General features: G+C 58.3%; 18 protein-coding genes. 6 read left to right on the forward strand and 12 right to left on the reverse strand.

What is annotated here, in order from left to right; genetic code table 11:
* The first annotated feature begins 19 nt into the window (after positions 1-19).
* The 5 genes from J2R76_RS17600 (at position 20) to J2R76_RS17620 (ending at position 4,591) form a co-directional block, all read left to right on the forward strand.
* Positions 20-322: a flavin reductase gene (locus J2R76_RS17600; RefSeq protein WP_253624337.1), complete on the forward strand. Its 303-nt coding sequence runs from the start codon at positions 20-22 to the stop codon at positions 320-322.
* Positions 323-687: 365 nt separating this feature from the next.
* A complete protein-coding gene (locus tag J2R76_RS17605; protein ID WP_253624338.1) occupies positions 688-1,812 on the forward strand; it encodes a M20 family metallopeptidase in 1,125 nt (374 codons plus the stop codon).
* Positions 1,813-2,595: 783 nt separating this feature from the next.
* Positions 2,596-2,871 carry a hypothetical protein gene (locus J2R76_RS17610; protein WP_143271008.1) on the forward strand — a complete coding sequence of 92 codons (276 nt, stop codon included), beginning with the start codon at positions 2,596-2,598 and terminating at the stop codon, positions 2,869-2,871.
* Positions 2,843-3,175 (forward strand): hypothetical protein, encoded by a 333-nt coding sequence (locus tag J2R76_RS17615; protein WP_253624339.1) that lies wholly within the window; start codon positions 2,843-2,845, stop codon positions 3,173-3,175. Before J2R76_RS17610 ends, J2R76_RS17615 begins: the two co-directional genes overlap by 29 nt.
* A 120-nt stretch (positions 3,176-3,295) precedes the next feature.
* Entirely contained in the window at positions 3,296-4,591 is a 1,296-nt protein-coding gene (locus J2R76_RS17620; RefSeq protein ID WP_253624340.1) for a peptide ligase PGM1-related protein, read from the forward strand.
* A 199-nt stretch (positions 4,592-4,790) separates the two neighbouring features.
* On the opposite strand, the gene J2R76_RS17625 is transcribed toward J2R76_RS17620, so the two are convergent.
* The 4 genes from J2R76_RS17625 to J2R76_RS17640 all read right to left on the reverse strand — a co-directional run bounded on the left by J2R76_RS17625 (position 4,791) and on the right by J2R76_RS17640 (position 11,313).
* Positions 4,791-5,207 carry a Ulp1 family isopeptidase gene (locus J2R76_RS17625; RefSeq protein WP_253624341.1) on the reverse strand — a complete coding sequence of 139 codons (417 nt, stop codon included), beginning with the start codon at positions 5,205-5,207 and terminating at the stop codon, positions 4,791-4,793.
* Complete coding sequence (locus tag J2R76_RS17630; protein ID WP_253624342.1) at positions 5,138-8,533, reverse strand: hypothetical protein; 3,396 nt, start codon at positions 8,531-8,533, stop codon at positions 5,138-5,140. The genes J2R76_RS17625 and J2R76_RS17630 overlap by 70 nt, the downstream gene beginning before the upstream one ends.
* Before the next feature lie 864 nt (positions 8,534-9,397).
* A complete protein-coding gene (locus J2R76_RS17635; protein WP_253624343.1) occupies positions 9,398-10,084 on the reverse strand; it encodes a 2OG-Fe(II) oxygenase in 687 nt (228 codons plus the stop codon).
* Positions 10,085-10,089: 5 nt separating this feature from the next.
* Entirely contained in the window at positions 10,090-11,313 is a 1,224-nt protein-coding gene (locus J2R76_RS17640; RefSeq protein ID WP_253624344.1) for a GFA family protein, read from the reverse strand.
* 1,081 nt (positions 11,314-12,394) lie between these two features.
* Here J2R76_RS17640 and J2R76_RS17645 point away from each other — a divergent pair.
* Positions 12,395-13,747 carry an MFS transporter gene (locus tag J2R76_RS17645; protein WP_253624345.1) on the forward strand — a complete coding sequence of 451 codons (1,353 nt, stop codon included), beginning with the start codon at positions 12,395-12,397 and terminating at the stop codon, positions 13,745-13,747.
* A gap of 94 nt (positions 13,748-13,841) precedes the next feature.
* Here the strand turns inward: J2R76_RS17645 and J2R76_RS17650 are convergent, their stop codons facing one another.
* The 8 genes from J2R76_RS17650 to J2R76_RS17680 all read right to left on the reverse strand — a co-directional run bounded on the left by J2R76_RS17650 (position 13,842) and on the right by J2R76_RS17680 (position 24,854).
* Complete coding sequence (locus J2R76_RS17650) at positions 13,842-14,684, reverse strand: electron transfer flavoprotein subunit beta/FixA family protein (RefSeq protein ID WP_253624346.1); 843 nt, start codon at positions 14,682-14,684, stop codon at positions 13,842-13,844.
* A 219-nt stretch (positions 14,685-14,903) separates the two neighbouring features.
* Entirely contained in the window at positions 14,904-16,730 is a 1,827-nt protein-coding gene (gene nifA, locus J2R76_RS17655) for a nif-specific transcriptional activator NifA (protein ID WP_253624347.1), read from the reverse strand.
* A 177-nt stretch (positions 16,731-16,907) separates the two neighbouring features.
* Positions 16,908-17,744, reverse strand: a complete 837-nt coding sequence (locus tag J2R76_RS17660; protein WP_375166498.1) for an SDR family NAD(P)-dependent oxidoreductase — start codon at positions 17,742-17,744, stop codon at positions 16,908-16,910.
* Positions 17,745-18,717: 973 nt separating this feature from the next.
* Complete coding sequence (locus J2R76_RS40975; RefSeq protein ID WP_375166571.1) at positions 18,718-19,128, reverse strand: transposase; 411 nt, start codon at positions 19,126-19,128, stop codon at positions 18,718-18,720.
* 284 nt (positions 19,129-19,412) lie between these two features.
* Positions 19,413-19,847, reverse strand: coding sequence for a transposase (locus J2R76_RS40980; protein WP_375166499.1), 435 nt, complete (start codon positions 19,845-19,847; stop codon positions 19,413-19,415).
* 603 nt (positions 19,848-20,450) lie between these two features.
* Entirely contained in the window at positions 20,451-21,557 is a 1,107-nt protein-coding gene (locus J2R76_RS17670; protein ID WP_305884400.1) for a nodulation protein NodZ, read from the reverse strand.
* A 179-nt stretch (positions 21,558-21,736) separates the two neighbouring features.
* Positions 21,737-23,752 (reverse strand): carbamoyltransferase, encoded by a 2,016-nt coding sequence (locus tag J2R76_RS17675; RefSeq protein WP_253624349.1) that lies wholly within the window; start codon positions 23,750-23,752, stop codon positions 21,737-21,739.
* A gap of 313 nt (positions 23,753-24,065) precedes the next feature.
* Complete coding sequence (locus J2R76_RS17680) at positions 24,066-24,854, reverse strand: ABC transporter permease (protein WP_253624350.1); 789 nt, start codon at positions 24,852-24,854, stop codon at positions 24,066-24,068.
* Between the last annotated feature and the right edge of the window lies 1 nt (position 24,855).

The following is a 24,855-nucleotide window of genomic DNA, read 5'->3' on the forward strand; positions in this document are numbered from 1 at the left end:
ATGACGCGATACTTGGTAGGTGCAGTTCTGCAATCAATCTTATCCGCAGCGACGAGGAGGGCTTAGTCTGCGTTTTTGCGGCCAGGAGGGAGCGACACGTGTTCATCGCTTCGGCACCGCTTCCTGGACTCAAAGCATGATTGATGTTCCGTTGTTGTACCAAGCATTTTGCGCGCTCGAATGCGCTTGGTATGACGACAAGATCATTGGCACACATAGGATATTTATCGGACAAGTTGCCGCAGCGCGGACTGGCCACGGCTATACATTGTTCAATTTCGAGCGCGCGCTTCGAGTTCGGCGCAGAACGTCGTTAGAATAGAATACGTATTGAGCGGACGACCGGTACTGGAGCGACAGTTATCAAACAATCATCCCGCCGACTCGTGGATTGGTTTGGTTCTTACGGGCCACCTCACGTTGAGAAGCACGCATTCCTCGCGACCAGCTACACTTTCCTACCGCATGCTGGACCCACATGGTCCACGACGTAAACTACCAGCTTTGGTAGCTCAGTTCTCCTCGGTAGGCGCGTAGCATCGCGGCAAGATCGTGGTTCAAACGCGCACTGCGTCACAATAGACAGCCAAGCTGAGATCTCTGTGCTCGATCTCGATGCGGGCAAGTGGGCGTACCATGATCTTGGGCGAGTGATGAAAGTTCAGATTCGAGGGGCATCAGACAACTATGTCCAGTCACCCGTTTGAAACCTCCGCGATCCTCGATGGCATCCGCCGATGGGTCGAACTCGAGTCGCCGACGGAGCGGCCGGATCAGCTCAACAAGCTGGCTGACGTCGTAGCGGCAGGCTATCGCGACCTACCGGCGACCATCGAACGCATTGCGGGACGCGAGGGTTGCGGCGATCACCTGGTCACGCGCTCGTCCTGGGGACAAGGCGTGCCGGGCATTCTGGTTTTGAGCCATCTCGACACAGTTCATCCGATGGGATCCATAAGACGACTACCGTTCAAAATCAACGGTGACAGCGCGTTCGGCCCGGGTACCTACGACATGAAGGGCGGCGCCTATCTGGCCTATCATGCATTTCGGCAGATCTGCGCCGACGACGCACGCCCACCGCTCGGCATCACCCACCTCTACGTGTCGGATGAGGAGATCGGCAGCCCGACCTCGCGGGCGCTGATCGAGGCAGAGGGCCGCAAGGCGAAATATGTGCTGGTTACCGAACCAGCGCGCGACGGCGGCAAGGTCATCACCGGGCGCAAGGGCGTTGGCCGCTTCGATGTGCTCATCAAGGGCGCATCGGCGCACGCCGGTACGCGTCCCGAGGACGGCCGTAGCGCGATCCGGGAACTAGCCAATGTGATCCAGACGCTCGAGGCAATGAACGATCTTTCGCGCGGCATCACCGTCAACGTTGGCGTCGTCCGCGGCGGCACCAAACCAAATGTAGTCGCCGAACAGGCTTATGCGGAAGTCGATCTGCGCGTGCCGACCATGGCTCATGCAGACGAGTTGGTGCCAAGAATCCTCCGAATGACCTCACGCACCGATGACGTTCGCCTGAAAGTATTGGGCGGCTTGAACCGTCCTCCCTATGAGAAGAGCAAGGCCGGCGCTACGCTCTACGAACACGCCAGGCAACTTGCCGCTGAGATCGGTTTCGATCTGCTCGACGCGTTCAGCGGCGGCGGCTCCGACGCCAATTTCACCGCGCCGCATACCGCAACCCTCGATGGCCTGGGCGTAGACGGCAAGGGCGCGCATACGCATTATGAGCAACTCTATATTTCATCGATCGAACCTCGCGCGCGGCTGCTGTATCGCCTCTGTCAGACACTGCGATAACCACGAAACGGGAGGTGAGCGTGCCTAAGCGGAAGTTGTCGCGGAATCGGCTACAGCTGCGAGCAGTCGATCGCTGGACGTGCGAGCCTCTCCAACAAGGACCCGGTCAGCAGCAGAACCGTTCTCATAAGAGCGCAACTTTCTGACGCAAATCGCGCTGCAAGCTCTCCACCCACCCCCGGGGTCTGCCCCGACATACCCATTGGGATGTACGCGCAGGTTGTCAGAAAGGACTTGAAACGGACGTAACGTTAAGTTGTACGATATTTCGGTTGGCACGCATCTTCATCCGCCGCCGGGACTGACGAATGTCTCAGCTGGTCAGAACAATCCCGCACCCTGGTTGGTCATGATCTTCATCCCTGGCGGCCTGTCGGTCGAAACAGTAACGCAACGCGCCTTGAACGCAGCCTTACGCCTCGCGGCTAGTTGCAATGGTCGGGCATTGCAGAATCGCAACATTGTGGCTGGCGCAAGTCGGCCCAGCAACGAGCAGGTGACGTGAGAAGAGATCAATGCAGAGTTCGATGCAGCGCCCTTGCAGGGCGCGGCCTCTTCCCGATATTGAACCCGAACCCCTCTTCTGGCGGAACACAGTCCCAAAAGCAGTCCGCCGAACCGGCTCTTCGCTCCGTTCATGCCGGCCTGCCGGTGGGTTCTCGTCGCGGAGATGTGCGACCGGCCGTGAACCTCCAGAGGATTTCAACGGGCCCCCGCTGCAAGTATCCCTCGGCGTGAACGGAACGGCACCGAAGAGATTGCCTGGTATCCTGGAGCAGCAAGTTGAAAGAGCCTGACGGCGTCAACAAAGTCTTGTTGATCGATCATATTGAAGGCCAGTGCCGGGCCATCATCGGCTTCAAGGATGGAGACGCCAGAGCTGCCTATATGTGCGGCGAGCCTGTCTGTCAAAGACCAGGCAAGAAACAGTCGTCATGGTGCGCTTACCACTACGGGCAGATGCACACCACCACTGCTGAGCCAAGCAGAATGAGTAATCAATCGCCAGCGATTGGCCAGGCAATATCCGTTGATCGCACCCGTAACGACCATCAATAGCTGCGTTGTCCTGCCGAAGGTCGTGATTATCGCTTGTGCAACGGACGCCAAACCATGTGATGGCGGCCTCGCGAGCGCGTTGCGAGGTCGCGCCCGGATCGAAGCAGAAGCGCTGATGGCGCATGTCCGGTCGCGGCTCGCCCGTTTCAAGGTTCCAAGCGAGATCATTTTCACGCATGGGGAAGGTCCAGCATTTTGTGCCGAAGGAAGCCAGCAGGCAATCAAGCGGCAAGGGAGGCGGCAGTTGAGTTCGGGGGATGCAGACACGCCGTGCTTTCCAGCAACCCTGCCGATGATGCCGTGATGCCACGAAATGATCTTGTCGGCCGCATTTCCAGGTCACGGGCAGCCGGTTCATCCGTTTTTGCTAACGCTCTCTGAGTAACCGACTACGCAAAGGTGACCGATGCCACGGATCATAATCATGAATGCCGGTACGCCCCAAATGTCGGGCTCCGATCTGACAGCAGCTCAACTCGCGCTCGCTGCCAACTCGGCTTACCGTTCGACGTGGTTTGCTAAGGAGGGTGATCTGATCGTCTCGCCACTTTCCATCCCGGCAGATCTGCTCTCCTACATCGGCGAGATACTTGATTTCGACGCCTCAAGCGTTTCATTGCTTGTACCTGAATTTGGTCACGAAGCGCCGGTCTTGAATGATTGCACCCTGCTGTCCAGCAGCATCGTTGAGGGACTCAACAGCCATATTCGTCAAACATCTTCGTGGAGCATGTATCCCTGCTACTCCAGCGAAGGCGTCGCGCGATTGGCGGCGATGCTGGGCATTCCGCAAACCGGGGACGATTTCGCTCTGCAGCGAGGACCTGATCTGCTGAACCGCAAGAGCCATTTCCGTCAATTGGCGACAAGTGTCGCGCTTCCGATGCCAAATGGAATCGTCACGACGAACTCGAACGAATTGTTCCGGGCGGTCGACTTGCTCCGGCACGAGACCGGCAGGGTCATCGTGAAGCTGGACAATGGGGCCGGCGGCGTCGGAAATATCATCCTGGCCAGTAACGAAAGCGGTCCACTGCCTGGGGCAAGAGATACACGGCGGATTCTATGGCCGTCGTTTGATCCTGACGCACTTTGGGCCGAGATGGCCACGGCGTCGTGCAGCACGCTGGTCGTGGAATCATATCACCTTGCCAGGTCCCTCTTCTATCTTGAGTATGAGATCGAGAATGATGGTTTAATCTTCATCAACAGTGGAAACATACGTCTGCGTCGAAGCACAGATCAATCCGAAAAGGCTCTGATCTGGACAGGACTAGAGCTTCCAAGCGATCTGAGGAATGAGCAATGGTTGACTGCGCAGACGCATGCTCACCGCTTCGTGTCCCTTGTCCGCAATCTAGGATATCGCGGACCGGTTAATATTGACGCCATTTTCACGAACGACGGGCGGCTGCTCTTCAATGAAGCGAACGGCCGCTGGGGTGGCGGCTCGGTATTACACAGCATTGCCGTCCGGCTCCTGGGCTTCGACTACTCCGGTTCCCACGTTATTTCATCCGTGAGGAATGTTCGATCGGGTTCGCTCAAGGCTGCACATGAACGTTTCGCCAGGGAGGGTTTTCTATTCGATGGCACACGCAAGCAGGGCGTGATCCCGCTCGCCAGTGACCAGGAGGCTGGCACGGTGGAGTGCCTCGTGATTGCGTATGACCGGCCCGCCGCCGACGATCTCAAACAACGGCTACTCACATTGGTTTGATTGGGGTCATGGTAACCGCATGTATCCTGCCACTCCAATCATTCGAACTTACCCCTGCTTCCGACAGCGTGCTGGAGGACGGTACCTGGGAGGTGACCGGGATCCGCGTCCATCTCGCCTGATGCGGATATCCGTTGCCGGCTGCGCTGTTCAGCCGACAGACGGATCCGGGCGAAAACCGGCGGTCGGATGGAGTCCGTCAGCGTAAGGCGCGATCAGTCCCGAGGCGATCCTGAAGTGCCGGTCGATCGGCGATGAGGCGCTCGAGGTGCAGCGGCTCACGGTCCGGCCGCTCTCCTTGCGCCAATCGTCCGACCAACGCTCGCGTCGCGTCCACCACGAAGACTCCGCAATCATGACCGTTCTGCTGCTGGGCCATCCGTGCCGCTTGCAAGCGGGAGCCAAGACGTGCTGCGAGCTGTTCTGCAACGGCACGGTTGCGAAGCCCGGCAGAGTCATAGTGATAGGCAACCGCGGCTGTCGGCACGCGCCGATCAACCAGCAGCAGCGACCAGTGCGATCCGCCGCCAGCAACTCCACCATCATTCACGGGGACGAACAAGTAGTTGGCGACATCTGTATGTTCCTCATTGAAGATCTGCAGCAGGATCTGCATGCGGTCGCTCTCACTTGGCACCAGACGCAATAGCTGGGCTTCGCCGGGTGTACAAATCGCGTCTGGCGAGCAAGATCGGGATTGTTCCAATATAACTCCTCTTCAACCAGCGCGTAGTCGGCGGCGATATGTTCGTCGTGCAACCATTCGGTCAGGCCAAGGCGCTGTCCGTTGTGCCCGTCCACCTTGACCGCCGGAGCCACGCCTTGGATGCCGGCATCAGTTGGCGTGCGTGATGGCCTAAACTGGCCATCATCACGCAATTCTTGAGACAGCAAATCCATCAGGGCCTCGACACCGCGCTCGACATCAGACGAACGAGTCTCGACAGAGGCTGGCGTAGCCGGCAGCATGCTCCAATCAAAGTCGGGCGACATCGGCAGCGACCAGCTCGAGGTTGGTCCAGCGATTGCCGGCCTTGCTACTTGATCTATCTCTGGCGCGCGCTCGGGGCTGGCTAACCCGGACCACGCCGGAAGGTCTACCAACATCCCCCAAAGGTGATCCTGATCGTAAGCCGTCGGCAGAAGCAATGGCCAGCTGACAAGCCGCTGCGGTGATCGTTGCTGCGAAGCTTCGTCCACAACGTGCCCCGGGGCAGCTCGTGGCGGTGGCTCGTAGCCATGTCCATTCTGTTCCTGTGAAACGGAAGCATCTGGCTGATTGGCTGGAAGCTGCGCCAACGCTTCGGCTTCTGAACCGCTGTTGTGGCTCGACTGCCGCTCGAACGCGCCGTTTTGCGGATCACTGTCGATCCTCTGTCTCTTCGTCGATCTAGCGCCCGCCACCACGTGCTCATCATCGCCAACAACGTACTCGGTGGAGAGCAAATCGTCCCAATCAAGTGCGTTGATCAGCCCCTCCGCGGCAATCGCATTCTCGTAGTTCTCGCTCAAGGCATCCAGGCGCTCTCCAGGATCTGGAGCCTCGTGAGGGTGCGGGATCGGCGCGAGCAGCGAGGACGTGCTGGCCGCAGGCGGTCCCCCCGACAGATGGTCGTGCTCTTCCGCGGCAACATCCACAGGCGAATTGACGGCACCTAGGGGGGCATTGTCCGGCGCGACTTCATCAGTTGTGCGCCTGAGTTCCGTGGTGCGCACACCTGCGGCCGATTTTGCCAGACGTGCCAGTGCAGCACCAGTCTTTGCATGACCGCCGGACCCGTTGTACGTCTGGAGATGTCCATCCAGCGACTCGTCGGATATCCGGGCGGCAATGCTCTGCTTATGCCGCGAGTAATCGCTGAAACTGATAAGGAAAGGTGCATCGTTTCTGGCAGTCGGCCACGATTCTGCGGTTTTGTAGTGTTCGATCAGGTCCGCATCTTCGGGATAAGGGCTGAGCTCAGCACCGTGCTTCCTCGGCGCAATTCCGGCAGCCGAGGCCCGCAAATGTCCCAGTGCCGTGAGGGCGCGCCGTTTGCCGCTCTTGTCAAAAGCTGCTGCATCCTTATCCAGCGACTTATCGTAAAGCCTGACAGCAATGGCCAGCTTTTCGTTTGCAACAAGCCATCGGCTGAATCTTCGGAGAATCCGTACATTGGTTTGGGCGGTTATCTTCTCGAAGTTCGCCTTGATGAGCGCGTTCTCTAGCCCGGAAATGAGCGGCGCATCCTCAGCATGCAGGGATACGGGTTTTCTCCCACCGGTCCGCACATGCTTTAGCGCGGCACGGATCGCGTTGGACCCACCGGACTGCTTATAGAGATCCATATCTTCGATGAGCGACTTATCCTTATCCAGCCAATCCTCAAGGCGAGCGGCAATGCTCTGCCTATTGTTTTCGCGCAGGTAGTGACTGAAATTGGTCATAACACTCGCATAGGTCCTGGCAAGCTTTGATGTGCCGGCGGCGGCCGCGTCTTCCTTGTACTGCTTGATGAGTGCTGCGTCGTCCGGATAGGCTTTTAGGTCAGGTTGGCCTGCGACGGGTGCAACTCCGCCCGCTGCCTGAGAGGTCCGCAGATGAGCCAGTGCCGTACGCACATTCGTGGCACCGCCCTTTGCTATGAATTCCTCGATCTCTTCATCCAGTCTCTCGTGGTCAAGCCGTTCCGCTATTGGTTGCCTGTCGTTGCCAAAGAGCCAGCGGTCGAAGCCTAAAAGATAATCTACATTGCTGCTGGCTGTGCGCTCGGCAGCCCCGCCCCTGAGGAGCGCTTCCCTGAGCCCGAGAATGAGGGGAATATCCTCAGAATAAAGGAGATCGGCGCTGCGCCCGATCTGGCCTGCTTGCCGAGCCAGATAAACCGAGGGGCTCGGTTGATCCATGACGCTCGAGGGCGCATCCCGCTCGTGACCTTGCGCAGGCAGCATCTCTGGCCAGCCGACCGTTCGCTGCCACACACTGTCGGGCGCAACGACGTCTGCCGACCGCATTTCATCCGTTCCGACCGAGGCTTCCGTATCGGGACGAAAGCCGCCATCAAGCTCGACCGCGTCATCGCCGGCCAGTGTCTTTCGCAAGTGGGCTAGTGCAGCTCGAACCTTCGGGTGATGATCGGGGGTGGCCTCATAGCGCATGAGGTCTTCATCCAGCGACTTGTCGTGAAGCCGGGCAGCGATGGCGAGCTTGGCATTGTTACGCAGGTACTCACTGAATTTGCCTAGGGCAGTTCCATACTTGTATGCCGTCGCTGCTTCCTTCTTGGCCTCGTTAATGACAGTCGACTTGTACTCCTTGATGAGCTCGGCGTCCTGAGCAAAGGGGCCAGTCCGCGATGGGATCACCCCCCCTCCGCCCGCCATCTGAGAGGTCCGCAGATGGCCGAGCGCAGTGAGGATACCCCGCCCGCCAATCTCTTCGAAAGCCGCTGCATCGCTGTTCAGCGTACTCTCGTGAAGACGCTGGGCAATTCCCTGCTTGCTATGTTTGACGAGCCAGCGTCCGAACCTGAGAAGCGAACCGACGTGCCCCTTCGCAGTACGCTCCTTGAATCCGCGCTTGATGAGTGCTGCTCTCAACCCCTCGACGAGAGGCACATCTTCAGAATAAAGGGGCTGCCTGCTACGGCCTGCGAAAGCCCACACCGCCTGGCCCTGGCTCGACTGCTGCACGGAGGGCAGCAGCATCGCCCGGGAGCTTCCGCCATGCGACAGCCTCGAATATTCTTGCTGATCGGTATCCGTAAGGGGCATCGCCACGCTTCGCGATGCGCCGACCAGCTGGGCGGAGGTCTGCTCCGGCACGCCACTACCCGCATTGGCGATCTCTCTCAGCTGTTGTCCGAATGCCGCCGCGTCCGCCAAGGGGGAGACCGACGAGTTGTCTTGCGCGCCCGCGCTGCCCGACTGCTGAAGCGCGCGACCAGGAGAGGGAAAGTTCATTCGCAGTCACTTTCGACGGTGAAATATCTGGGCCTCGGCTGCGGCAAGGGACAATCGGCGATCGAGCGAGTGCGATTAGAGCATCAGTTAACCGCTTCTCTTTCGCCTGTCCTTTGCACTAGACCCTGGTTTCGCCACACCGTCCCAAATGGTCCAAGCATCCGCCTGTTTTGCTAGGTCGGATAGCTGTCGAGAACCTGACGAGCCCGTAGCTTTCTACGAGCGGCGCGACAACACGGTCGTGCACGCGCCGGAACACCCGCAGTTCGAAAACAGTGACGAAGTTCCGCGACGTTGCCCCGGTATACTTATGAGGCAGGTTGCGCGATTCTGCCGATCGTGGCTTCCATGGCCCGGATCAGCATTCTGGCAGCCTGGGCGAGGAGCAGCCTGTCCGCGCGGGTGTTTGCGTCGTCGACTCCCTTAAGCCAGAGCAATTTCGGTCGCCGAATTCACCATCTACCGCCACGCTCATTGCAGCAAGCGATCAGCTGACGATGGGTGCCAACGAAGGCATCGCCGCATAGGCCCTCCAAAACAAATGGACCCGGCAAAAAACGTATTCACTGCTCGAAACACCCGGTTCCCGCGTTGACCAACGTTGGCGCACCTCGACCCGGTAGAATCTGGAACCGCCGACGCGCCTTTGTGGGCGCGAGCTCGCTGCGGGGATCCTGGCGGGTCACCACGTCATTCCTTTCCGAATGGCTCTCGCCGACGGCCCTCACCGGAGCCAACCTGAAAGCGCGCGCCGCAGCGACAAACCATCTCGCAAGACAGATCTTCTGCAAGATGGGTGCGATCTGCCGATCTCACTGCCTGAGAGCACTTGCGCCACTCAACCTATTCGTACATTTTTTTGAGCTAGCTTGCTTTATGGCCGCTGCTAGAGCTTTCGATGACGCGCCGGTTTGTGCCGCTGCGCTTCGAACAGAAATAGACCAGCGACCGGCGCTCCCCGGCGGATACAGCCTTCACCTCATGGCGCAGCCTACATGTTGTGACGAGCACCGCACCAAGTGGTGGTCGAAATACCTGCTGCTCATACGCGCTCGGATATACGACGAATTCGCCCCCCTCAAAATCCTGCGCGAGCTGCACAATTACGGAGTACTCAAAGTCTGGATCGCTCTCCGCATCCAAATGGATGCCTACAAACGAACCAGGCGGCATACGATGCAATTGGCATCTGCGAATCACATAATCCGACGATGCTCCCAGGATCCGGTTTAAGGCGAAGCCGCGGTCCTTCCTTTCAAGTAGATCGATGATTTGCCCCGCCGCTGCGCCATCCACATTGCTGGGATTGCGGCCGGGCGGGTCCACCCTCACGCGTTTGACAAAGACGTTGTGCGAGTCTCCAGCATCTCCCAATCGCACCTCTTCTTCGGGAATCTCAGCCTGCAGCTGATTGATCCTTGCCAATTCATCCTGCGTAAATAACGTCTGGGGGCTGATCACGATCGTACCCTTCACCAGCAGCTCTACGCGGAATTTCGTCAGAGCCTCTTCTGAAAGTAGGCCTTTTTTGTCATTTGCTGAACGCGCCATTGGGTTCACTCCGGGGTTTGTTCTTCAATGCAGAGCCAGGCTCCTGGTCGCTTCGAGCGGAATGCTTGTTCCCAATGCTCGCCATCGAAGTCATCAATTCTGATGCCTTCGATCGTTCTTTTATCCAGGCATCGAACATTGACGCTGAATCCGGAGGGATTCGACCGCGGGCGATAGAATGGCTTGACGCCGCAAACGCGACAAAACGTGTGCCGGGCGATGTTCTTATTGAACTGGTAAGTGGTGAGGAACTCTTCGCCGCATTCAATCGTGAGCCTATCGCCAGGTACCAGCAAATGCATAAATCCGGACATCCGGCAGATCGAGCAATTGCATCGAACTGCAGATAGCTGCCGCGGCGCCCGCACGAGGAATTTGACAGAACCACAATGACAATGGCCACGGTGTTCGATTTCAGCTCGGTCATTTTGCTCAAGTGAGGAAATTCGGAGCAGATCCTGGCACCACGTTAAGTTCAGTCGATAGGCCCGATCGAACTCGTTCAGAAAACGACCATTGCGATCCGCCGAGACAAGTTCGCCAATGAGGCGGCTTGTCATCTCTCCATGATACTTTTCGGCTGGATCTTCTCCACCGACGTGGCTGCGGAAGTACTCAAGATCGTCGGGCCGCGTGTCAAAGGTTTTGACCGTGGTGGTCCACAGCGCCTGGATCATCTCCGCAGCGTGCAGCTCAAAGGCGACCATGTAGGCGCAACGCACCACGGGGTCTTTTGCTGATAATCCGTCATAGAGAGAATGCAGGTACCGGTTCGTCGTGGCGCTATAGTTGGGACGTATTGCTCTGCCGAGCAGTCGCGATGCATCCCTTCTGAACAGGTTCGAGTGAAACGTTTCGGTCAGCAGAATGTCGGGTAGCGCCGCCTTGCCACCCTGGATAATTCGGCCATAGCCGCCCGTCTCATCCCAGCAAATGAAATTTGCGACGACGCTGGTCAGCTCAATATCCCTGGGAAGATCCCGATTATGATGCATTGCATCGAATATGAGATCCTTTTGCGATCCTGCCTGCAGATAGGGAAACGCCTGCGACATCGCCAGATATTCAGGCAGCAGGCTAGCAAACTGCTCTTCGGATAGCTCCTCAGCAAAGGGATGTGCGCCAAACAGAGCTCGCGCGCGCTCGGTCAAATGCGCGCAGAATATCTGCGCAGGCTGATCCGGCGAAAATCGAGAAGCTTGAGGAGACGTCATTTGGACGATAGCCATGAGGGGAGAACAAGCCTTGAAGAAACGAATTCTCGTCCGTGACCGACTATTGGCCAGTCGAGACAGAAGAGCTCGTTGGCGCGATGGCGCTTATGATCGCCGTCGCCCTCGAGGCGCACTCTGCTCTTTGTGCCCTCGCGGCCACCCTTAGCCGGGCGTCTTGAGCCCAATCCTGTTCACACATGGAGCACGCCCACTGATTGAAGCGGCGATAACCCTGTCGGATTACGATCCAGATCAGTCCAATTCCACGCATGGCTGGCGCCTCCAGGCATCACGCGCAGAATCATGGTGAGTTATTGGCCCGCGCAAACGCATCGGGATTTTGCGTCACAGGAAGGGGCGTCTGTTTGCGCGTTCGTGCCTCGCTTGACGTCGGTCGTAAGATGCATCGAATCCTCGCGGTTTCTGCACATTGCTATTTCTGGCTGGCTACGCGCTTGGGACAGCGCTGCCGGAAGGAGGCGCACCTACCGCGCTCTTGAGAGCTTCGGCCGTGATCTCCACGAGATCTCGGCAGTTCGGCCGCCACGAGCATCTGAGAAAACACCGCCGCTGGTTCTTACCCGTTCCGCCTGCACTCGTCCGCTCCCGTTGTCTTGCACGTTTTCAGCAATCGCCGTGCCAAACCTGGTCTCACGCCATAAGTTTCGGAATTGTTTGGGAAAACGTTCATACCGGCTCGTCAGGGCAGGTGTCTTGAGTCTGACACGGTTTGCATGGCTGTCGGAAATCGAGCAGCGAATAAGTGCCAGACTCCCGCGAGGGGCATGCGTCCTTGACCGCCGAGATCGCCCCAACAGGCCTCATAGCTGCCGTGAGCCGGCAAACGAAATACCTCATGTATTTGTCAATTTTGGTCTGAAATGAAGTTAGCTTGCGGCAATTGACGTTCCGCTGCTGCTCCGCGAACCGACGGCGAAATATGTGCACTAATCTAATTATCGCCGAAAATACGCCGAAAAGATCAGGCGCCTTCCGCGCGGCCGGTAATGTCACCAATGACAGAGTCACGGCCTGATGCAATTGGGCTGGCGTGAGGTTTTCCGAACCGGCCATTTTTGACGGGAAGGAAACTCGCGTGTCACAAACACTTATTCAGCGCGGGACGGTCAAATCGCGCGTCAATGCGATCCTGCGCGCAACCAGCGGCAATTTCCTCGAGCAATTCGACTTTTTCCTATTTGGCTTTTACGCCAGCGCTATCGGACGAGCCTTCTTCCCATCCGAAAGTGAAACAGCCTCGCTGCTCAACACCTTCGGCGTGTTCTGGCTGGGTGCCTTAATGCGTCCAGTAGGCGCAATCGTCCTCGGCGCCTATATCGACCAGATCGGACGTCGAAAAGGCCTGATTATCACGCTATCGATCATGGCGATCGGCACTGTCATCATCGCCTTCTGTCCTAGTTACGCGACCATTGGCATTGCTGCCCCGATTATCGTTTTGGCCGGACGGCTGCTCCAGGGTTTTTCCGCCGGCGTCGAGGTCGGCGGCGTTTCAGTCTACCTGGCGGAGATCGCAACCCCAGGTAATCGCGGCTTCTATACATCTTTTCAATCGTCCAGCCAGCAGGTCGCGATCTTTGTCGCGGCGAGCGTGGGCTACCTGCTGAACGATGCGATGCCGGCCGAAACCGTCGCCGCCTGGGGGTGGCGTATTCCGTTTTTTATCGGCTGCCTTATCATCCCGCTTATCTTCCTTCTTCGTCGAACACTGGAGGAAACGCCGGAATTTCTGGCGATGAAGAAGCATCCGAAAGCCCGCGAGATCTTTGCCTCGGCGCTGATCGGCTGGCGCATAGTCGTTCTCGGAATGATGATGGCGATCCTGAGCACAACGACCTTCTATTTCGTCACCGTTTACACGCCCACTTTCGGCAAGACAGTCTTGAAGCTGTCCGCTCAGGACGCTCTCCTGGTGACGCTCCTGGTCGCCATGACCAATTTCATCTGGAATCCAATTGGCGGCGCCGTCTCCGATCGTATCGGCCGAAAGCCAGTTCTGCTCGCCATTGCCGGCCTTGCATTGATGACAGCGTATCCGGCTTTGCACTGGCTGGTAAGCGCTCCCACCTTCGGCAAGATGTTGGCGGTCGCGATGATGTTCTCGTTCTATTTTGGCACCTACAGCGGAACTATGTTAGGCGCGCTCGTTGAGATCGTGCCCGCGCATGTGCGCACAACTTGCTTTTCTCTGGCCTTCGCACTCGCGGCCGCCTTGTTTGGCACCTTTACACCATTGGCCTCGACCTGGCTCATTGAGCAAACCAACGACAAGGCTTCACCGGGGTATTGGCTGATGTTTTCAGCCGCGCTCGGCATCATCGCCGCACTGACGATCTATCGGGGTACCGCCAAACCGTCGAGAATCGCCGACCGTTCACACCCTGAACCAAATGACAGCACTTTGAGCGTGCAGACGGCATCGCCCTAGCATGATGCTCCTGGATGCAGACGAGTTTCGCCTCGTCGTCCCCGTCACGTCGAAGCTCCCCTTGTGTTGTGGTCTGGCTGGCCTTCTATCCAGATCAAACATCACGGGCTGATGCCGCAAGATCGACTTCGAGTTTCGGTTGATGCTTGAAAATGGCGTCTATCAGCGCCTGCGCCGGTTGCTCTGTGGCCTCAACCAGGGCCGCCTTCTCAGCGCGTGCGGATGGCGCGAACACTCGCTTGACGACGGTCGGCGAGCCCTTGAGACCGCATTTGGAGATGTCCTCGACGCCGGCGTCGTGCGCGCTCCATCTCACGATCGGCGCCCGTGCGGCACGTAAAGCATCCGCCATCGCGCCGCGCCGAATCTGGTTTGTCGCCTCCAGCATGGTGACGAGACAGGGAAGCCGAGTGTGCAGCACCTGGACACCACCCTCGGAACGTCGTTCCGCTTCGATTGTGTGTGCGGCGAGATCCAGGGATCTGACCTTGGCGACGTAGGTAAGCTGTAGCACGCCCAGCCGTTTTGCGATGCCGGGCCCAACCTGAGCGGTATCGCCGTCGATGGTCTGCTTGCCCGTGAAGATGAGGTTTACCGGGCCATATTCCTTACCAATCTTCCGTATGGCTGTTGCCAGTGCATACGTCGTGGCAAGGGTGTCGGAGCCCGCAAAGCATCGATCGGTGAGCAGTACGGCGCGATCGGCGCCATAGGTCAGCGCCTTCCTCAAAGAGTCTTCCGCCGACGGCGGGCCCATTGTAAGCACGGTTATTTCGCCGCCGAACCGATCGCGCAGTTCCAGCGCGGCCTCAAGCGCAAAGAGGTCATATGGGTTGATGATTGTCGGCACGCCCTGACGCATGATTGTATTGGTAACGGGGTGCACGCGGATCTGCGCAGAGTCAGGAACCTGTTTGATGCAGACGACATTGTGCACGGAGTTGCTCCAAAAGTTGCGACAGCTGCGAAGAGGACAGCAAGTCTCGTACCATCACGACTCTCTTTGGACTTTGCTCGCTATTTCAAAGGCCTGGACCAAACCGATCGAGCGATCTGGCCCGGTTTTGCGAGGGACGAATACCGACATGCGTCCAAGCCGCGACATCCCCGTGCCGCCGCCGGGCACGTCAGGTAAATGACGCCAAGATCCTTGCGTTCAAAACCGCTTGATCTCGATTCCGTATTTCCTCAACGCGTAACCAATCTGACGCGGCGTTAGCCCCAGCAAGCGCGCTGCTTTTGCCTGCACCCATCCAGATTTCTCCATGGCTGCAATGACTCGCTCGCGATCGGCGATCTTCGCGCCGCTTACGAGGACAGTGCCGGGAGGGGCAGCCAGCGAAGACAACTCGCTGTCCCCTGGCGGAGCCGGCGCGGTCGCTTCCGATAGCGGAGCGATCGACTTAGCCAGCACCGGCGTGCTCGGCACCGGTGGCATGATCATCTGCTCCGATGTACTTTTCCACAGCATCGCGGAAAGACATTGGCCGTGGCAACAAGCGAAATCATTTCTCACGATCGCTGGCCCAGCGGACAGCGTCGCCGTGCGCTGAATGCAGTTTTCTAGCTCTCGGACATTTCCGGGAAATCCGCAGTTCATGAGCACATCAATCGCGCTCGCCTCCAAGGTCAGCGTACGCCCGTTCTCGTTGTTGAAGTTCCTGAGAAACTCGCTGGCCAGCAGCGGAATATCACTGCGCCGCTCGCGCAGCGGCGGCAGGAGCAAGGGAACGACGCTGATCCGATAGTAAAGGTCAGCACGAAACTCGCTCTTTGCCACGGCCTCTTCCAAATTCCTGTTGGTCGCTGCTATGACACGAACATCGACCTTGATGGTCTGGTTGCTGCCGACGCGCTCGAACTCTTGCTCCTGCAGAACTCGCAGCAACTTCGCCTGGAACGGCGCCGAAATTTCGCCGATCTCGTCAAGAAATAGTGTCCCTTTGTCAGCAAGCTCAAAGCGCCCCTTGCGCGAGCTGAACGCGCCGGTGAAGGCACCTTTTTCATGGCCAAACAATTCGGACTCCAGGACTGTCTCGGGCAGCGCCGCGCAATTCAGTTTGACGAAAGGCCGCTTGGCGCGAGATGACGACTCGTGAATAGCTTTGGCTACCAGCTCCTTTCCGGTCCCGGATTCACCGCGCAGTAGAACCGTGCTGTTCGATTTGGCTATGATCGCGATCTTCTCGAGAAGCCCACGGAGCGCCGGGCTGTCGCCAATGATGCCATGGACGTGGACCTTCTTACGATCCCGTGCAGGTTGCCTAAGCTCAAACAATTGCTTTTGTAGCCGGTCCTTCTCCACCATCAGCCGTTCGCGATCGCAAGCGAACAAGCGATGCAGCTTCACTGTCTGTCCCACCAGGTTGGCGATCATGGCGAGCAGCCGTGTATCGTGATCGAGCCGCAGGCTCGACCTGTCGTCCCGGATACGGTCAATTGTCAGCGTACCCACGACCTTGGGGTCGATGCGAATTGGAACTCCGATGAACGACACGGGCGTACTATCCGAGGCGCCCAGCACTTCGAGATCGGCAGCGCTGAATGCCGGCTCGGCTGCCACATTTTCGGCGACGAGAGGCCGGTCCGCCGCGACGATTTGGTCGATCGCCATCCGGGGCAAGCGCATCCGGTAGCGTTCGTCGCTGCCTTCGCTCCAACCGGCGCCCACGGTGATGTCTGGCGTCCCGTCATCGTCGAACAGTGAGACGATGCCGTGTCGCATCTGCACAAATGACTGCAGAAGATCGAGGACGTTGGCCAATGTGACTTCAAGGCGGCAAGGAGCGTTCAGTATCTTCGATATTTCGAAAATGCCGGTCAGTGCGCTCTCGCGCAGCGGCTCGACGGAGAGCTCACGTTCCGGCTCCACTTGTGAGGCAGGTCTTTCGCGTGCGGAAGCGATATGCAGCATGGGACGGTCTCCGATGTTTTGATCATCCTCCCTGGCGTTTTCTTCTGGTTTGCGAGCTTCGTTCTGCATGTCATTCTCGATCTAGCGCCAAGCGGTGACGAGATGACATAGAAGCGTAACAGCTTTTCGTGGCACGACGATAAACTTTCAGTGCGTTTTGTTTTGCGGAATGGGTGACCGACGCCAGCGTAGAACGCACGTTCCACTGCTGCAGCTCACGTCAGCTGCGTTGTCAGGCGAGGCCGATCACAGATGTTGCCCACCGTTGATCGGCAGCTCGGCTCCCGTGACGTAGCTCGCAGCATCTGAGCACAGGAAGAAGATGACCTTGGCCACCTCGTCGGGCGTTCCCACTCTGCGCAGCGGGATGGTTGGCACAAGACGCGCTTCGGTGTCGGGCGACAACATGTCTGTCCCGATTTCGCCGGGAGCGATCGCATTTACACGAATGCCGTGCGGCGCATAATCATGCGCCATTTCGCGTGTGAGACTTGCAAGCGCCGCCTTCGATGTCGCATAGGCACTTCCAGCAAACGGATGCACCTTCGATCCGGCTATCGAAGTCACATTGACGATCGATCCTGACCCAGCTCTCAGCTCGTCAAACAAGCCCTGCGCCAGCAGGATCGGAGCCACGAGATTGAGGTGGAAGACCCTCATCCATGTCTCGGTGGATGTCGTCAAGGACGTTAGCCGGTCCCCATTAGGTGTTTTGGGCGAAATCCCGGCATTATTCACCAGCGCATGCAAAACTCCGCCGCTCAGGCGTTTCTTCACTTCGCTCACCGCGCGCGGCAGCATTCGATGGTCGCTTAGGTCGATCTGGACATGATCCTCATTCCCTGATTCCCACGGGCAGCGCTCGCCGTCAAACGGCCGGCGCGCGCAAGAAATGATACGCCAGCCAGCTTCTGAAAACAGCTTGGCGGTAGCGTGACCAATTCCGCGCGACGCTCCGGTTAGCAGCATCGCCTTCCGTTCTCCTCGATGCACGCCAGCTTTATCGACATGAAAAGGACAAGTCGAGTGCATCGCCGATGGTGCGGCTGGGATCAGATCGTCATTTGGCAGATCGAGACCCACGCCCACCTCCTCTCCTGTTGCGTGCTCGCGCACTCCAAGCAGGAATTGGGCCATCATAACCGAGGCGACGCCGCTCCGGCTTTGCGGCCTGGTGTCGCGCACGCAGAACGGTCTGGCGGTGGCTGTGAGGCGTCGCGTTGTCTTTGCGACAATAGTGGCGCGCTACCGACAAAATGTCGGGAGTCAGTTCTCGTCTGTGTCGCGCGCAAGACAGGTCACGAGGCGTACGCTGAATCCTGAACGCACAATCGAAGGCGCTAACCGCGGGCAGAATTTGCGCAGCGCACCGATCGGTCAACGGAGTCCGGCCCGTCCCGCCGTAGCTCGATCGATCCAAAGCTAACGTAATCATCATCGCACGTCCGATTTTCCTGCGCGCGACTCTGACCTGCAGTTCATCGCCAATGATGGTCAGATTAGCCCCACCTCCGGGCTATCTGTGGACAACCACGCTCCCTGGCTGCGCCAGAACACCTTCAGAAGATCGCCGCAGCGAAGCACGGAAGACGAACCGACTGAGTGGATCTTTGCCCGGGACGTCCTTCGTCTGCATGGTCTACGTTCCGTCGACGATCTCGCCCAGATGAAGCCCATTTTTCGCTGAAGGGGAGATTGCGGCCCGCGAATAAAATTTGGGGCATCAGGGCCTAAAGGATCATGTCGGCTACAGTGAACTGGACCCGCGGAGCATGAGCAATTGAACCGGCTTGTTAAACTCACCGCTCCTGATCCCTCTCTTCGCGCTGCCAGAGTCTCGCTCTGCTGCAGTTACTCTGGGCATGTGGTCAACGCATCAGCGTTGCCCTCCACCATGTCCACAGCCTTCGCGGCCTACATCCGTTCGCACCAGACCGCCATCGGCGTGCGATAGCCGTGCGCCTGATGAAAGCGACGATCGTTATAGAATGCGATCTAGCTCGCGACCCCTGCCTTGGCATCGTGGCAGTCGGCATAGCCCTTGAGATAGATGTCCTCATGCCTCATGCTTGAGCGACCGCCACAACTTTTCGCTGAAAACCTTGTCTATGCAACTACCGCGGGCATCCATGGAGATCTTGACCCCTGCGTTCGCTAACGCGCCGGTGAAGGCCGGACTGGTGAATTGGCTGCCCTGATCGGTGTTGAAGATCTCCGGAGTGCCATACTTCGCCAGCGCCTCGTCCAGAGCCGCTCCGAAGAACGCGACGTCCATCGTGTTCGACAACCGCCACGCCAGAACCGCACGGCTCGCCCAGTCGATGATGGCGACGAGATAAAGAAAGCCGCGGCCGATGGGCAGATACGTGATGTCGGCCGCCCATAGCTGGTTTGGCCGTCGATCGTCATGTTGCGGAAAAGATAGGGATATGTCTTGTGGCCCGCACCGACCCCGTCGTGATCGGATTTGGTCCCAGTGCCGAGATGCCCATCTTCGGCATCAACCGCTGCACCGCTTGCGATTGACCTGAAGCCCCTCCCCCTTCAGCATCGCGGTCATTCGCCGCGAGCCCGGGAACGGTCAGACGCTGAACAGCTCGTCGAGACGCCGCATGAGGGTAAGGTCGTTGTGGTTGCCCCGCCGTGGCAGCCGGCAGACCCCAGAGCGCGCGATACCGAGCAACATGCATTGCCGCCGAGTCGACAGGGCCAAGTCGGCGCTATCGAGCATTTCTCGACGGTCCGGCGCGCTCACCTTGCGGACCTTCGCGCTAACCAATCGCGCTCGACTGTCAGTTGTCCAATCTTGGCGTACAGCTTCTCGATCCCGCGTTCGCGAACATCCTCACTCTCGCCCGACACCCGCGTCAAAGGCCCGGGCCGCCTGGTCCAGCAGTTGCTTCTTCCAGGCATAGATCTGGTTCGGTGAACCTCATAGCGCTGGGCCAGATCGGCCACCGTCGCCTGCTCCCGCATCGCTTCCAGCGCGATCTCTGCCTTCAGTACCGCGTCGACCTTGCGTCTCGTCTTCGTCGTCACCATGCCTCCGTCTATCAAACGGAGCAGCCTCTTCCAACCAAGCATGCGGTCCCAAAAATCGGAGTCCATTTCACCAGCATGCCGCGACGAATTTCGGAAACGGTGAGCGAGGTGATGGACAAAGGGTTTTTCGAGCTGCGCAGCCATCCAAGCCGGGGGCGACTCCGACAGGCCGCTTGAGGACATTGCTGATGATGTTGTTGGCGAGAGCAAGGCCCATCCCGGTCGCCATTGCGGCCTCCTTCGCGACGCTTTCACGTCCAGATCAGCGGCGCCAGATCCCCAGCTTCCAACCCTTCTCGTCCCACTTACGCGCAAGCGCTGTGGCGAGGTCTTGCTCCGTCTCCAGGCCTTGAGGCTCGAACTGCACGGCGTCAGCTTTGGTTAGCGTAGCGCAGCACTTTTCGATTCCCCGCTTCCGCAGCGTAATAGCGCCGACTGTGTCGACCGTCCCCAGTAACGCCGGCGGCGAGAATATGGGTGGCCCTTCTCCGACGCCAGGATCAACGAGATTGACGAGGCTCGCGCGAGGCGATGACGAAGACTGGTTGCACCTTTTTGAGCGCGGCGGAGCCACTCTTCACGGATTTCGAGTACCGCGGTCGCCATCTAGCTCCTGGCGGGTGGCGTCCTTTGATGGAACCTCGCCGCCAGGAGCTGCTTTGGCAACAATTCTGCGCGCGGAGAAAAAGTGACAGTACTTCTCGATGCAAAGAGCGGCCAACAGATTAATCAGGCGAACAACGACTTTCATAGCGTCACAAGCTCTTGGGACGCTTCTTCAATCAAGATTAGCCGGCCCGGATCGTTCAGGTCGAATTCTACCACGCGTGGCGCAAACAGGCGGGCATAGCGCGTGAATGCGCTCGTCGGGGGAAAACGAATTGCAGTGTCGCACCTCGCAAGAAGATACATTTCGATAAGAGCGGAAAAGCCGCCCGCGGCTCCGAGCGCGCCACTGTGCAATGGTCCGGCTTGAGGCGACTGGAAACTCTTTGGAACCGTGAAGACATCAGGAAATATCGCCGAGATCTCTTCGAGGACGACCGCACTGTCCGTGCAAAGGAACACTCTCGCAGGTTTTGCGTGCGGCAACGCTTTGGCCATTTCGACGGCATTGCAGACCTGTCGCAGGGCCCGCTCCGGATCGGTCCAATACGGGGTATGCCCCATAATGTCTTCGCCGTTGCCATGTCGAACATGCACGCCGATCATGCTGTATGGCTCAAACTGCTCGCGGTAGATCGCATCAATCCTGGCCTGAATCTCAGATCGTGGTTTGATGGTCCGAAAAATTTCCCGTTCTGCTTCTTGATCGCAGCGCCACATCAGGCAGGCGTCACACACAACAGTGTTCGCATCACTGTCTTGCTCGCTTTGAAACAATTGATCGAGTTCGTCGCGCTCTTTGAAAATTTGCTCGTCCGGCCGATAGACGCAGTCGATCGATGGCTTATTCCACCAACTCGGGAAGAATGGTCCTGGAAACGAACGCTGATTGATCTGGTCGTCGCAAATCACCCGTACGCCGGCAATGTCTTGAACTGGTTCAAAGAACACTGGAAAGGCATTGATGAAGGGTTGGTCGAGATAACAGGATCCTCGCCAATCGATGACCAGGTTTCGCCCGGTCCGCTGTGCAAAACGCCAAGCTGCCGCCAGCGACCACAGGCAGTCACCGAATCCCGTACGTCGTCGGGAAACTACGAACCTATCATTCCTCGAACCGCTCCGCATGGCCTCCTCCCGGGCTCCTGGTTGGACAAGTGACGCCATTGTAGACATCTCATGTATCATCTCGTCCGACGTCACGACCTGAAATCGCGGTGCCGGCGAGCTGCGTCTGTAGATCTTCATAGCAGCGCTATCCGTGATGGGCCGCGTTCTCGCAACACTTTCCGTCTTGTCTTGAGCGGTGTTGCGGCGACGCGCCGATTTCAGCCGGATGCCCGATGCCCCTCGTGCGTCGGATGGCCTGGCCTCCTCCATGCAGGCATCGGCATGGCCATGCTCACGAGTTCCGGCTATGTTTCGCTTTACACTGTGTTGCGGCCGCAAGCTGCGCGCGGCGGATGCAGACGGATGCCTCGCAGCTCCCACACGAGGCGCAATTCCTTCACGAGATCTTCACGCCTGGCCTGGCCCAGCATGGTTGCGTCGAGCAGCCCGCCGAGCGACGCCTCGCCCTCGACCCGCATCAAGATCTCGAAAAGCTCCTGTGAGATGCGCATACTATCGCGGGTGGAAGGTCCCGTGCGGATCTCGCAGACCGTCTCCTGCCGATCTACCGCTACGTGAGAGCGGACACGATGTAGCGATGCATAGGGTGGCAATGAAACGCCCAGTGCGCTCCAATCCTGCAATGTTGCCGCCCGCTTCTTGACCAGGAACGGCCCGACCACAAGTCCGTCCAAATCGGTCGTCAAGAAGGTAACGATCGCGTCTGACACCGAATCAACGATCGGCTCGGCATTGTTGTTAAACGACGTGTTTAGAAGGATCGGTATTCCAGTTCGCTTCTTGAACGCGTTGATTAAATCCCAATAAGCGGGGTTTGTCTCGCGCGACACCGTTTGCAGCCGAGCGGTCCCGTCAACGTGCGTGATCGCACCGAGCACGCTACGCTGGGCTTCACGCACGCGAACCACAAAGTTCATGAACGGCAGCTCCCTCGTGCCGCCTGGAAGCTCGAAGAACTCGCTCGCATGCTCAACCAGTACAGACGGCGCAAACGGACGATAACTCTCGCGCTTTTTGACCATCTCGTTAATTCGGTTCTTGTTATCGGCTGGCCGCGGGTCCGCAAGAATGCTGCGGTTACCAAGCGCACGTGGGCCGAACTCAGAGCGCCCCTGAACCCAGCCGATTACAGCGCCATTTGCCATCCAGTCTGCCGCACTGGATGCTATGTCATCAGCTCGTTGAATGTCGAGGTGGCTTGACCATGCGTTGAGCTCACACTCTACGGCTTGCTCATTGCCGAGATCGGGCCCCCAATAAACGTCCGGCAGTCGCTCGCGCGGCGCCGGCCTGCCCAGCTCGTTTGACACGATCAATGCAGCGCCGAGCGCGCAACCGGCGTCGTGCGCCGCGGGTTGAACAAAGATGTCGTCAAATAGCCCGGAATAAAGCAGCTTACCGTTCAGCGTGCAATTATGGGCTACCCCTCCAGCCAGGCACAAGCGTGTCATGCCTGTCGCTTCACGATGGTGCCGCAGGATGTGAAACACGATCCGCTCCAGCGCCTCCTGCAGCGAAGCGCTGACATCTCGATGTTGTTGGGTGAATGGCATTCCTTTTCGCCGAACCTCGATGTGGCGGACCAGGGCCGGAGCGATCCGATCCAGGTGAACGCGATAGCCACCCTTGTCCAACAACTCGTAGAACTGCGCGAAGAGTTCGCGATAGGGAGCGGGATCACCATACGGGGCAAGCCCCATCACTTTGTACTCGTCGAACAATCCGTAGCCGAGATATCGGATCGTCTCGAGATAGAACAGCCCCAGGGAGTTACGTTCCGGGAAGCTTGCAAGTTGCGCAATTTCGATGCCAGACCCCACCGCCAATAAGCCGGAGAGAAAATCGCCACTACCGTCGATCGTAAAAATGAGACTTTGTTCGAACCCGGACATGGCAAACGCGCTCATGGCATGCGCTTCGTGGTGATTTACGAAGGAAAGCCGCGACGGATCGATCTCGGCGTCAAACTCCCGTGCCAGCAGCTGGCGCATCAACAGTTTGGCGTCCAACGGAACGGGCTTGGAAACAGAAAGACGCTCGAGCATTGTATTGCAGTAGGCTTCAGTCGCGTAGAACGCGATACGGTCGATCTCGCCGAGTTCAACTCCTGCGGTAGAAAGGCAGTATCGGATGGAGTTGCTCGGCAACTTGTTGGAGTGCTTGACGCGGTTGAGGCGCTCCTCTTCGACGGCAGCAATCACGCGGCCATCCTGCACAAGAACCGCAGCGCCATCGTGAAGAAATGTACTCGGCAGCTCCGACGATCTTTCATAGATTCTGTCAAGACCACCACTTAATCCCAGGCACAACATCCGGCTCTCCATTTGATTAAGGCGGGAACGACAACTGCGTTCCACCTATCCAATCTGTGCGGTCACGCTCCGTCGGGTGCGCGGGCCAGACAACACAATACAACTTTGCAATTCCGTCTCGGCGCCTAGCGACAGGCGCTCAGAAAGTAACGGTGCCGCCGTCCGCACCGATCGACCGAACAGATGGCCGGAGACCTTGCTCGATCGCGGCCTCTCAAGTCCATTGCAGCGGCCGCTGCGACAGACCAGGTCATCCCGAGCTACCGCACGACGCATCGTGACTGTGAATTTCTCCATTCTCGCTGAACTCACGTCAACGCAGCAGACGGCGCCGAAATACTGCTATCGACGCAAAAAAGGGCACGACCGTGTAAACGCAGAGCGCGGCGACATGCAGGGCAGCACTGTCGACACCGCGTTCAAGCATCGCTGGGCGAATAAGGTCGACCGAATGTGCGAGAGGCAACAAGCCGACGAAATGCTGAAATGAGCCGGGCAGTTGGCTCGTCGGAAAGACCACGCCACACAAAAACACCATAGGACTGAGGACAAGTGTCTGGTAAAATACGAAGTAATCGTAACTTGGCGCAAGAGATATGACGACCATGGCCAGGCTGGCGAAGACAAGGCCAGTAAGGGCGATTGTTGGCATCGCATACAGAATGGATAGCCAGGATGCATAACCCAGCGTGACAGCGACGATCCCGATCGCTGTTCCGGCCAGAACGGACTTACTGGCCGCCCACACCAGTTCACCCAAAACGATATCGCCAAGCGTGAGCTCAGTGGAGAGGATTGCTTCCCAAGTACGCTTGGCGTCCATGCGTGCAAAGGCTGCATACATGGTTTCAAAGGTCGCGGACGTCATGGCACTGGTCGCGACCAAGCCTGCCGCAAGGAACGCGATGTACGACGTCCCCTCAACGCGCCCCACGATCAGCCCAAGGCCAAAGCCGAGGCCAAACAGATGGGTCAAGGGATCTGCGAGGTTGCCGAGAATCGATGCAAGCGCAACTTTCTTCCATGCTAGGAAGTTCCGACGCCATACTGCGATCCAGTTGTACGCGTTAGTGGGCATCACCGCCGCATAACTTTCACCCATC

This window comes from Bradyrhizobium sp. USDA 4532, from assembly GCF_024171315.1.
In the GTDB taxonomy this organism is placed as follows: domain Bacteria; phylum Pseudomonadota; class Alphaproteobacteria; order Rhizobiales; family Xanthobacteraceae; genus Bradyrhizobium; species Bradyrhizobium australafricanum.